1 pseudogene is annotated in these 207 nt (G+C 64.3%); it reads left to right on the plus strand.

Annotated elements, in window-relative coordinates:
- Window positions 1-207, plus strand: a pseudogene (locus KJQ96_RS39965) (hypothetical protein); the annotation flags it as partial.

Here is a 207-nt window from a genome sequence, read left to right on the forward strand (position 1 = left end):
GCGCAGGCGCGGCATGGCATGCGGCCGGCGCATATTCACTTCCTGGTCGGTGCAGCCGGCTATCGCGAACTGGTCACGGCGCTCTATCTGCGTGACGATCCCCATCTCGCCGATGATGTCGTGTTCGGCTCGTCGGGCGATCTTGCCGTCGACGTGGTCGCAAACGATCCCGACTGCCCGATCAAGGGTATGCCGAGCATCCGCTTC

This window comes from Bradyrhizobium sp. sGM-13, assembly GCF_018398875.1.
GTDB lineage: Bacteria > Pseudomonadota > Alphaproteobacteria > Rhizobiales > Xanthobacteraceae > Bradyrhizobium.